The organism is Persicitalea sp. (genome assembly GCF_041751555.1).
GTDB lineage: Bacteria > Bacteroidota > Bacteroidia > Cytophagales > Spirosomataceae > Persicitalea.
Window position 1 is genome coordinate 1 of sequence record NZ_JBGSXF010000663.1, and the last position, 10861, is coordinate 10861.

Annotated in this window: 6 protein-coding genes; 4 read left to right on the forward strand and 2 right to left on the reverse strand. The window is 50.2% G+C overall.

The features are described from left to right. The 3 genes from ACEW8P_RS23390 to ACEW8P_RS23400 all read left to right on the forward strand — a co-directional run. Positions 1-1182 (forward strand): sigma-54-dependent transcriptional regulator (locus ACEW8P_RS23390; protein WP_373515483.1); only part of this gene is annotated, 1182 nt, incomplete at its 5' end. Between the two features lie 11 nt (positions 1183-1193). Continuing rightward, a complete protein-coding gene (locus tag ACEW8P_RS23395; protein WP_373515484.1) occupies positions 1194-2717 on the forward strand; it encodes an ATP-binding protein in 1524 nt (507 codons plus the stop codon). A gap of 24 nt (positions 2718-2741) precedes the next feature. Beyond that, positions 2742-4193, forward strand: a complete 1452-nt coding sequence (locus tag ACEW8P_RS23400) for an ATP-binding protein (protein ID WP_373515485.1) — start codon at positions 2742-2744, stop codon at positions 4191-4193. Between the two features lie 16 nt (positions 4194-4209). Here ACEW8P_RS23400 and ACEW8P_RS23405 read toward each other — a convergent pair whose 3' ends face one another. After that, positions 4210-7524 carry a VCBS repeat-containing protein gene (locus ACEW8P_RS23405; protein WP_373515486.1) on the reverse strand — a complete coding sequence of 1105 codons (3315 nt, stop codon included), beginning with the start codon at positions 7522-7524 and terminating at the stop codon, positions 4210-4212. Between the two features lie 81 nt (positions 7525-7605). Between ACEW8P_RS23405 and ACEW8P_RS23410 the strand changes: the two genes are divergently transcribed. Beyond that, positions 7606-8223, forward strand: coding sequence for a Uma2 family endonuclease (locus ACEW8P_RS23410; protein WP_373515487.1), 618 nt, complete (start codon positions 7606-7608; stop codon positions 8221-8223). Positions 8224-8225: 2 nt separating this feature from the next. On the opposite strand, the gene ACEW8P_RS23415 is transcribed toward ACEW8P_RS23410, so the two are convergent. Continuing rightward, the coding region (locus ACEW8P_RS23415; RefSeq protein WP_373515488.1) for a DUF5107 domain-containing protein at positions 8226-10861 on the reverse strand (2636 nt) is incomplete at its 5' end.

Below are 10861 nucleotides of genomic sequence, written 5' to 3' on the forward strand. Positions count from 1 at the left end.
ATAAAAACGGCAATCAGCGTGATGAAGCAAGGAGCTTACGACTACATCACTAAGCCTTTGTTTCCTGATGAAATATTAGTGACGGTAAAGAAGGCCCTCAGTGACTCGGAAAATGATGAAGAGTCCGGTACTGGTACGTCATCGGGCAATAAGAGTACTGGCCGTCGCAAAGGTTCCAAGTTTTCGTCAGACTATATTATCGGCACCAGCGAGGTATCCGATGAACTCTATCGTCAGATCGATTTAGTAGCGCCTACCAATTTTAGCGTCATTCTTTACGGAGAAAGCGGAGCGGGAAAAGAGGCTATCGCTCACGAAATCCATAATCGGTCGCAGCGGCATAAGAAGCCTTTTGTGGCAATGGATTGTGGAGCTATTTCAAAGGAACTGGCTGGTAGTGAGCTATTCGGTCATGAGAAGGGATCATTTACTGGAGCTTTACAAACAAAAATTGGACACTTTGAACTGGCTAATGGTGGTACGCTTTTTCTGGACGAGGTCTCGAATTTGACTTACGAGATTCAGATGGCGTTGCTGAGAGTAACACAGGAGCGCAAGGTGCGGCGTATCGGGAGTAACAAAGAAATTTCCTTAGATGTACGTATCATAGTGGCCAGCAACGAGCGATTGTTGGAATTGGCCAAAGAGGGTAAATTCCGCGAAGATCTTTACTATCGCTTCAATGAATTCAGCATGGAAGTACCTGCCCTGCGCGACCGAAAGGATGACTTGCTGCTCTTTGCTGATGCCTTTCTCGCCTCTACCAATGAAGAACTTGGCAAAAAAATCAAGGGTTTCTCCAAAGAAGTAGTGGAGGATTTTATGAATTACGAATGGCCGGGTAATCTCCGTGAGTTGAAAAATGTGATAAAGCGTGCCACCCTGCTCTCGGCGGGTGAGTACATTGAAGAAAAATCGCTTCCCTTTGAAATTGCGAACTTCCAAAAGCTGCGTGAGATGGATGAAGATTTTGGTATCCGCCCCGAAGCTTCTGAGAATTCATCTCAGGCGATGGATTTGGATCCTAACCCTAGTCTCAAGACGGTGGCCAACGAAGCTGAATATGATATGATACTACAAGTGCTTCGTCAAGTAAATTTCAATAAAAGTAAAGCGGCTCGGCTCCTGAATATTGATCGTAAGACGCTTTATAATAAAATGAAGCAATTTGACATGCAGTAACGGACGAAGGAATGACTGACACAAAGAAGACATATCATTCTTTCGGGATCAACCAGCTTTTGAGTGCCTCGACGAGCGGAATGCTGCTATTCAAACAGCAAGATGACGGTGAATACGTGTGCACGGTTGATAACGATTCAGCCTGTCAACTGACCGGAAGTGATTCCCTGAATGGCACTAAATGGCAAGGGCTTGTGGATCAGATCGCTAACAAATCATCGGTCGCAAAGGCTTCAGCTGAAAACCCAATTCCTGAACTAAATTTCGAAGCATATTTCGCCGTTACGGATGCGTGGTGCCGTCTTAGTAATACGCCTGTCAACGAACATAACTTTCTTTGTACAATCACCGATATTACGCATTACAAGGAAATCGAGGCTAGGGAGGACATTGTACTGGATATATTGCGTGATGCTGAAAGAACAGTGCAGTTCGGTACCTGGGTTTGGTACCCCGAAAGCCAAGTAGTGGAGTGGTCCGAAGGATTGTATGTGATGCTGGGCTACAGCCCGAACCAGGCTAGCCAAAATCCGGCGGAGTATGGTCGGTTCATGAAACACGTTCATCCCGATGATCTGGAAAGGGTAGTTAATGATAATCCTGTCAGCATTGGGGCCAAAGAACCCGTGGAGACGGAATACCGGATAAAAACGCTATCTGGTGAAGTGAAAAGTGTCTTGAGTCGCTCGATCTACCATTCTGGCAATGCTACCCACCCGGCCAAATTGACAGGATGTATCGTTGATTTGACTTCTATCAAACAGGTTCGGAATGAGTTGGTTAGAAAAGTTGAAGAACTGAATCGCTCCAATTCCGACCTTGAGCAGTTTGCTTATGTGGCTTCCCACGATTTGCAGGAACCACTTCGCAAGATCGTATCCTTCGGCGAGCGACTTGAAAAGAAAAGTAAGGACATGCTCGATGAGGAAACAGGCATGTACCTCGACCGCATTTTGAACGCCACGCGGCGGATGCAGAATATGATTAGCAATTTGCTGGAATTTTCCCGCTTGACCCGCACGCAACAGGGCTTCGTACCTACTGACCTCAATCAGATCGCTAAGAATGTACTAGGCGATCTGGAGCTAGTTTCTAAGCAAAAGAACGCAGTTATCGATATTGGCGAGATGTTCACGATCGAAGCCATACCTAGTCAGATGACCCAGCTTTTCCAAAATTTGCTGTCCAATTCCCTTAAGTTTACCGATGAGGGGGTGCAACCTGAGATACGCGTTACTGCCGAGAGCCTTGGTACCGAGGAGCAAATCAACTACGGGCTGCCTTCCCAAGGATCTTACGTTCGGCTGACTTTTAGCGATAATGGCATTGGTTTTGACGACCAGGACTCGGCCCGCATTTTCACCCTTTTCCAGCGACTACGAGGGCGTTCAGAGTACGAAGGGACGGGTATCGGGCTCTCCGTGTGCAAAAAAGTAGTGGAGAACCATTCCGGTCTCATTCTGGCTTCCGGTGAAACAGGGCAAGGTGCCACATTTACTGTCTTACTCCCCCTTTCCCAGTCGGGCCTGATCTAAATTTTACTACACCCGCCACTACCTATGAATAAAGAAAAATCACTTCACGTCTTGCTGGTCGATGACGACGAGGATGATTTCATACTGACTAGTGCTTGCTTCAACGATCTCAAAAACTGGTCGTTTGAACTGGAATGGTGTCCTACCTATGAAGAAGCGATATACAGTCTTAAAAACTGTAAGCACGACCTTTACATATTCGACTACTTGTTGGGGTCTAGAAGTGGCATCGACCTCATAAAAGAGGCGGTAACACAAAATTGTGAGGAACCCATCATTCTCCTCACCGGAAAGGGAGACGAAAAAATCGCCGTCGAGTCCCTCCGGCTCGGAGCAGCCGACTACTTGGTGAAGAGTGAACTGGAACCCGCTATTCTGGAACGCAGCTTGCGCTACTCGCTGGAAAGAACGAAGGTAGTCAAGGCGCTTCGCCAGAGCGAAAGGCGTTACCGCCGTATTTTCGAGGAGTCCAAAGACATGCTATTCCTCAGTGATCTAGAGGGTAAAATTCTAGACTTCAACGTTGCTTCCAATAATCTGACGGGGTTCGACGATGAAGAACTACGCGGTAAAGTGGTACTCGACTTGTTCGATAAGTCTGAAGTTAATTCACTTTGGCGGCAGATCGAGGACGGGGCTGACCTATCGGAGCAAGAGCTACGGTTCGTAACCAAAGAGGGGGAGCGAAAAATTGGTATTCTCTCTGCTACTACTGAAAACGAAAACGACTCAACTTACGTGCAGGGCCGACTGCGCGATGCCACCAATCAAAAGCAATCGGAGCGGGAACGGCTTTTTTCGGAAAAACTAGCCGTAACCAGCCGCTTAGTGCGAATGCTGGCTCACGAGGTTCGCAATCCGCTCACAAATGTAAATCTCTCGGCCGAGCAGCTGGCATCGGAATTGGAAGACGAAGATCTGCACTTTTATACCGACATCATCAAGCGTAACTGCGCCCGCATCAATGATCTTATCACGCAGTTGTTGCAGTCTTCCCGCCCTGGCGAGTTTGCCCTCTCGACGGGATCGTTACACAAAATTTTAGATAAAACACTGGTTTCGGCGCATGACCGCATGAAGCTGAAAAGAATCCAGATCGAAAAGCATTACGAGGAGAAAGAGATTTGTATCGAAATGAATCCCGATATGCTGGAAATCGCCATTCTCAACCTATTTACTAATGCTATCGAAGCCATGCCCGAGGGTAGTGGTGTGCTGAAAATCACTACCCGAATCCTCGATCATGAGGTGCAGGTGTTAGTGGCCGACAATGGCTCAGGCATAAGTGAGGAAAATATGGAAAAGGTTTTCGAACCTTACTTTACGGATAAAAAATCGGGCATGGGCATCGGACTGGCCAGCACGCTGAACATAGTGCAAACTCACGGAGGCCGCATAGACGTTCAATCGGAGGAAGGCGTCGGAACGGTATTCACCCTGAGCTTTCCCATCGTACAACGCGAAGATGTTGTGTAGTATTATTCAGAGTAGGTTACTGTAATTCCCTGTTCATTAATGAGTAATGTTGCCAAGGTTTCCCATTGACACCCAGCCAGAGCGAATTCCCAACCATCGCCGCCGCCCGGACATCGCCTTCCACCCATAGTCCCGATTTTGTTTGCGGCAAGTAGTTGAATTTCCTTTTCCCCTGATTTAAAAACACCTGACCCTTGTTGGCATCGCACTTGCCCAGTCGCACCCGCGTATGCGTCACGTTTCCGGCGAGGATCAAATCGGGCTTGCCATCGTCATTCACATCGCCCACCACCACGGCGTGGATGGGGGCAAATTGCGCTTCCACGGGCAAGGGTTGAAACGTGAGGGTACCTCCATCATTCCATAAAATGCCCGTTCGTAGTTCGCGGGCGGAAAGCTGTTTCGCCTGGCTCAATTCCTCATTATCGAACACGTCGCCCATTGTGGCAGTCGAGTAGTCGATATAATTCAGGAATTTCTTTTTGAGACGCGGGATCTGGTTCAAAATCTCGTCGCGGCTAGCGTATGCGTACTCTTTGCCGTTTTTTATTTGAGATAGAAGCGGCACTACCTGCCCGGTTTCGCCAAAATCGCCGTAGTACATTTTCAAGCCCTCGTCGGAAGTAATGTTGTACTGCGCATTGATTCCGGCGTTGCCCAGCACAAAATCGTCGTCACCATCACTATCGAGGTCAGCTTTATGCAAGGTGTAGGCGAGCGTGGTGTTTAAGATTTTGGTAAAATCCTGGTTTTCGGTAAACGATCCTTTGCTATTTATAAAAATCGCTGGTTTCATCCATTCTCCGACCAGCACCAAATCTGGTTGTCGGTCACCGTTCAAATCGCTGAAGACGGCTCCCGTCACTAACCCTGCAAACGCAAAGGAAGTACTGGCCATAAATTTTCCCTTCCCATCGTTCAGCCAAAGTACCGACGGCTGCGCCTCGGGGTAGCGGCCCGGTGTACAGTTGGCCCCAATAAAAATATCCTGATCACCGTCGCCGTCTACATCCGCCACCGCGATCGCCCGCGCGTTGACCAGCATCGTCGGAACGGTGGTAGATCTTACAAATCTGCCGTTTTGATTCAAGTACAATCGCGGCTGCAAGAGTGGATGATTCACTTCCAGTGCGTAGCCCGAACTACCCACCAGCAAATCCTGGTCGCCATCACCATCTGCATCGAAGAAGGCCGCGGCAGCATCTTCAAAATCCAGATCGGCGTCGAAGGCGGGTTGGGTACTTTTAGAGAAGCCGCTGGTCGTTTGCAGAAACAGAACTGCGCCCTGTCCGCGCGCACCGCCCGCGTACACATCCACCCGTCCGTCGCCGTTTACGTCTCCCTGCGCCATGCACGGCCCAGCATAAGAGCGCATCTCTGGTAAGAGCGGTTGCATTCTGAAATCATTGATTTGAATTTGATCGTGGATGAATGGAACGTTTGTAGCGGTGAAGTAGGGTAATGTAGATGAAATGATTTGGGTAGTTGTCGATTTTGCCGATTGATAGTCAATTGTTAGCAAACGATTCGATTCAGTATTCGGCAAACTAGTGGTACTTCCATCCGTCCAGTTTACTACGACTGAGTCGATTTTGCTAACCTTCCCCAAACCAAAATGTAGAGGCCCATACATCGCCGATTGAAAGCCCCGCACGGGTTGGAATTCCTGATACATAGGCTTTCCGGCTACCCAAACTACCGCCTTCGCCCCGATTTTTCGGGCTTCGTTGGGTACTTTCAGGGTTAGCTGCAGGTAGTTGGCGGCCTGAGTTTCCGCATCGACGTTGCGAAGGTTGTTCTGATAAATAAAAGCCCGCTCGTTGATATTGTTCGTCACCAAATCCAGGTCGCCGTCGTTGTCCAGGTCGGCGTAAGCTGCGCCGTTGGACTGGCTGCGCTGCGCAAAACCCCATTCCTGCGTTTTTTTTTCGAAAATAAGTCCGTCCTTGTTTTTGAAAATATAATTGGGTTCGCTGATGGCAGGCATAGAGTTGATGATTTCCATTTCCGTCGGCATAGCCCCGCCGTTCTGAATTTCGATCTGCTTGTCGGTCGAAAATTTCAGGAATTCCATATTCGTGTAGTCACGGGCGTAGCCATTGGTCACGAATAGGTCTTTCAGGCCATCGTTGTCGAAATCAGCAAAGAGCGCCGCCCAACTCCAATCGGTATTGGAAATTCCGGACACCTGCCCAATTTCTGAAAACACAGGCGCAGTTGGCTTGCCGGAGGTCACGTTCGACTGCGCTTTCCCCAAATTCAGTTGCAGCATATTCCGCATGGATTGATCGTGAAAGCCCGAGCGGACGAGCATCTGGTACTTATCATAATTGTCGTCGCCCGCTGTGAGTTTGATGCGGTCGTTGGGTTCGGGCAACATGTCAAGCGTCACAATATCCATCCAGCCATCGTTGTTCACGTCGGCGGCATCGGTACCCATCGAGTAGAAGGATGTATGGCCCATCGCCTCTCGCACCACTTCTTTGAAAGTACCATCCTGCTGGTTGAGGTAGAGGTAGTCGTTCTCGTTGTAGTCGTTCGTTACGTACAAGTCCAGCCATCCGTCATTGTTCAAGTCGCTGACGTTCAGTCCCAGGCCAAAACTCAGAACGTTACTTACCATACCTGATTTGGCCGTGATATCAGTAAATTTTTCACCGTCGTTGCGTAGCAGTTTGCTGCCGTAGCGCTCGTCGGCCTGTTCGCGGAATGAGGCGATGAGGTTGCTGAACCCGGCGTACTCCTGCACCGAATGATTGAGCAGAAAGCAGTCGAGGTCGCCGTCGTGGTCGTAATCAAAAAAGGCGGCCTGGGTCGAGTACGAATCATCATCAAGACCGTATTGGGTAGCTTTCTCGCTGAATGTGCCATTTTTCTGATTCACATACAGCAAGTTGCGGCGTAGTGCAGGATCGTCCGCCGCCGAGCGGCAGACGTAGATGTCAAGCCAGCCATCGTCGTTGATGTCCACTAGCGACACGCCCGTTTTCCAGCCACCATGGCTGATGCCCGCCGCCTCGGTAACGTCTTCGAATTGCATTGAGCCTTTATTGAAATACAAACGATCGGCCACCATGTTGCCCGTGAAGTAGAGGTCCACTAGGCCGTCGTTGTTGAAATCGCCCGCCGCCACACCGCCGCCATTGTAAAAATAGCCATATTTCAGGACGTTGATTTGCTCGGTTTCAGTAACGGTGTTCGTGAACGCCACACCCGTAGCGGCGGCGTCCAGCAACGAAAAGCGGGTATCTTTTTCCGACTGGCAACCCACTTGAAAAAGCAGAAAAAGACTTGCGGCGAGGTTGTGAAGCCTTGGTTTTGAAAATATCATTTTTGGGAAAGTGGAAATAGCGTCAAAATTAGGTCAAATCACATAATAGTGTAAATTTGTGAGGGTTAGAAAGGTAATCTTATGGTAATCGACAAGGAAAAAATTTTAAAGGCGGTTGAGTTCAAGCGTATTCTGGATGAACTCAATGAAGCCTGGAACGATGAGCAACGCCGCCGCCACGAATTCTGGGCCGAAGTGGATGAGGGGGTCAAAGCTGAATTTATTCTAGGTGAAATAATCTATCATTCACCAATATATGGTCGGCATTGGATGGCTTCTACTCAATTAACCAGAAGGTTGATTCCCTATGTTTATGACCATAAATTAGGTATGGTGGCCTACGAAAAAGTGATGATCCGCTTAACTCGAAACGACTTCGAACCCGATGTTTGCTTCTGGCGTCAGGAAGAAGTTACTGATTTTGACGATAAACAATCCGCTTTCCCTGCCCCAAATTTTATTGTCGAAATACTTTCAGACAGTACCAAGAAGCGCGATTACGGTATTAAAAAAACCGACTACGCTCTGCATGGCGTCGAGGAATACTGGATCATCGACCCGGTCAACGAAACCGTGGAGCAGTACTTGTTGAGCGGGATCGCTTATGAATTGAGCCAAAAATTACGCGAGGGGTCGCTCGCCTCGGAAGTCATCACGGGCTTCTCTATCGAAGTTAAGGATATTTTTGCCAAAGCCTAGGGCTATTCCAACACCTCCTCCACTATTTTCCGCTCTCTTTCTGATAAACTACCCTTTATTTTTTCCAGAGCAGAAATCTCCCTGCTCTTTGCGTAGCCTTTAAGAGCAGTAGTCAGGCGGTCGTCGGTGTCGTAAGGCTTGCCGCTGCCAAGATTCTCAGGCCAGCTTTCAGCCTGGTCGAGGTACTTCAGCGCCTCCTTAGTTTTCTTGGCTTTCAGAAGTTCGATGGCGTAGCGAACATTGGCTTCGCGGAACAGGCTATGCGCGTCTTTCGCTCCTTCGCTGGGCAAAATGTTCAGTTTCTTCATAGTCTCGATACTTTCGCGGTAATTGCCAGCAGCCAGAAGAACTTTCGCTTTCCGCTGACCCAGAATGTACCGCTCGTGATCGGCTAAATTCCTTTGACTTAGTTTCTTATCCACTAGCGCATGTGCATCGTTGTTCCTGCCGACCGATCCGTAGTACTCAGCTAAAGCACTGACCGTGCGCCAGTCGTCGGGCGCGAGGGCGTTGGCACGCACGAGGGCTTTTCCTGCTAATTCCTTTTGATCCTTGAACAAGTCGGCTTTGGCCAGATAAAACGCGGGCCACTTTGGCGCCTCACCACAGGCCAGAAATTTTTCCTGCGCCTCGGGTATTCTGTCCAATTGCCAGAGCAAAACGCCCTCGTAATATTTCAACTGCCACGGCAAGGACTGCCCGGCCGCCGTCAGACGCTGTTCGATGCGAGCCAGTAACCCAAGTTCCTCGTGTCGCGAGGGAAGAACGAATTCAGAACTTTCTGCCAAAATTCGGTTTAACTCATCGGTATTGCCAGTCCCTTTTTTATCCAGCACCCGCTGTGCGTCCGCTGCCCATAGTTCCACCATGGGTTTTTGAGGTGCCATTTTCAGCAGCGCGAGGGCATCTTCGTATTGTCCGCCTTCGCGGTACCACAAGGCCATCTCGATGTAATCTTCATGCGGCAGTTCATTGGTGATGTACTTATTCAACTCCTGCTTCTTGTTCAAAACGCCTGACTCATAGCGGGAGAAATGATCCAGAGGATTCTCTGCCAGAGCACTTTCGGTAGCTTGCCGAGCTTCGCCCGGGCGGTTGGTTTTTCTTAAAATAACTGTTCGCAGGTGCCGCGCGTGGTCGTTAGCGGGCTGGAACGCCAGGGCTTTCTCCACAAAATGCTCTGCCTCGACCCAGTTTCCTTCCCGTAGCGCGATTTGGGCCAGGCCTGTCCAGGCCGCCGCGCGGTAAGTTGGGCTCAGCACCGCCACCGCAAAACCGTCTTTGGCGGCGGTGAGTTGGCCCAGTTGCTGCGCCGATAACCCACGGAGGTAGTTGGCCAAAGGATCGTAAGTGTTCACCGACAAGGCCTTGTTTGCCAGGGTGAGCGCTTCTTCGTACTGACCTTTCCGATAGAGCAGTTGCGCCATTTCTCCCAGCGCGGGGACATGGTAGAGGTTTTTCGCCAGGCACTTTTTGAACCATTCCTCGGCTTTGGCAAACTGCCGCTGACTGGCCGCATCTTTCCCTCGCAAGTACAAACCGTATTCCAATTCCCAATCGAAATCGGCGGGTGAAGTGAGTGGACGGCCCGTACTTTCGGTAGAAAAATCTTCACCTTTTCCGCCAAAAAGGGGTTGGCCGTTCAGCGTGATAGAAAGGTTTCCATCCCCGGCATAGCGCACCGAGTCGGTGTAGTTGACGAGGGGTTTCAAGGAGATATTTCTCTCGAAAACTACCTTGTCATCAGCCCGAACTACCATGTTCCCGTCTTGGTTTGTCACAGGTGAAAAATTCCAAATCAGGTGCGTCGGCGTGTGGCGAAGGTGCAACGCGGCGGTTTCGTTGGCGGCGGTGATACCGCCCGTCTTCCTGACTGGGTACCAGCTTTCCGTCCAGCTATCGGCAGTATGGGGCATGAACGAAATGTGCTTGAAGGGGCTGACCGTACTGCCGCCGCCCGCCTGGTTGAATAGCCGCCCCGACTGCAACTCCACGTACTGCCCATCGGTGTCGGTCAGAAGATTTTCCCAGATCATCCCCTGCCGGGCTAATCCCCAAATCCAGATTTTTTGGCCCAGTTTGTCGGAAAAGGGCGCGTAATGCACGAAACCTGCCTGATCGTCATGCCAGTAGCCGCCGTAAAAATCGCTCGGCTTGCCCAGTACATGGTACGACTTGTAGTTGCCGAAGTTGTTGCTTTCGTAAAAGTTCAGCGCCCGCCCCGCGCTGTCTTTGGGCCAGAGGTGAATTTCACCGTCGTGACCAAGGCGGTGGCTACCCTGGAAAGCAAATTCCAGATTGCCCGCCGCCTTGAAGCCCGCGTTCATCCAATGATAGTAGCTGGTTTCGAGCGGACTGGCGTTGAACCAGCGGCTTTTGGTAATGAAGCGCGCTTCGTCCTTTGGTAACTTGATTTCGACCATCCATCGGGTGCGAGCCGACCAATCCCAGGCGCCCACGAAGCAGCTCACGCTGCCATCGGTGTTGGTGCGGGTAGCGTAGTCCACCGGACTCGACACGGTGGGGGCGTGTCCAATGTCGCCGAAGTTCAGCTCAATGCCGCCCGAAGTCCACGGCCCGCGCATGGCCACGTTGCGGAACTTGACGACGTGGTTGAAATAGACAAAGGGGAAATTAG

Bases quoted from the DNA above. Each gene is read 5' to 3' on its own strand.
- ACEW8P_RS23410 (WP_373515487.1), top strand. From the start codon at position 7,606: ATGGTAATCGACAAGGAAAAAATTTTAAAGGCGGTTGAGTTCAAGCGT.
- ACEW8P_RS23400 (WP_373515485.1), top strand. From the start codon at position 2,742: ATGAATAAAGAAAAATCACTTCACGTCTTGCTGGTCGATGACGACGAG.
- ACEW8P_RS23405 (WP_373515486.1), bottom strand. From the start codon at position 7,524: ATGATATTTTCAAAACCAAGGCTTCACAACCTCGCCGCAAGTCTTTTT.
- ACEW8P_RS23395 (WP_373515484.1), top strand. From the start codon at position 1,194: ATGACTGACACAAAGAAGACATATCATTCTTTCGGGATCAACCAGCTT.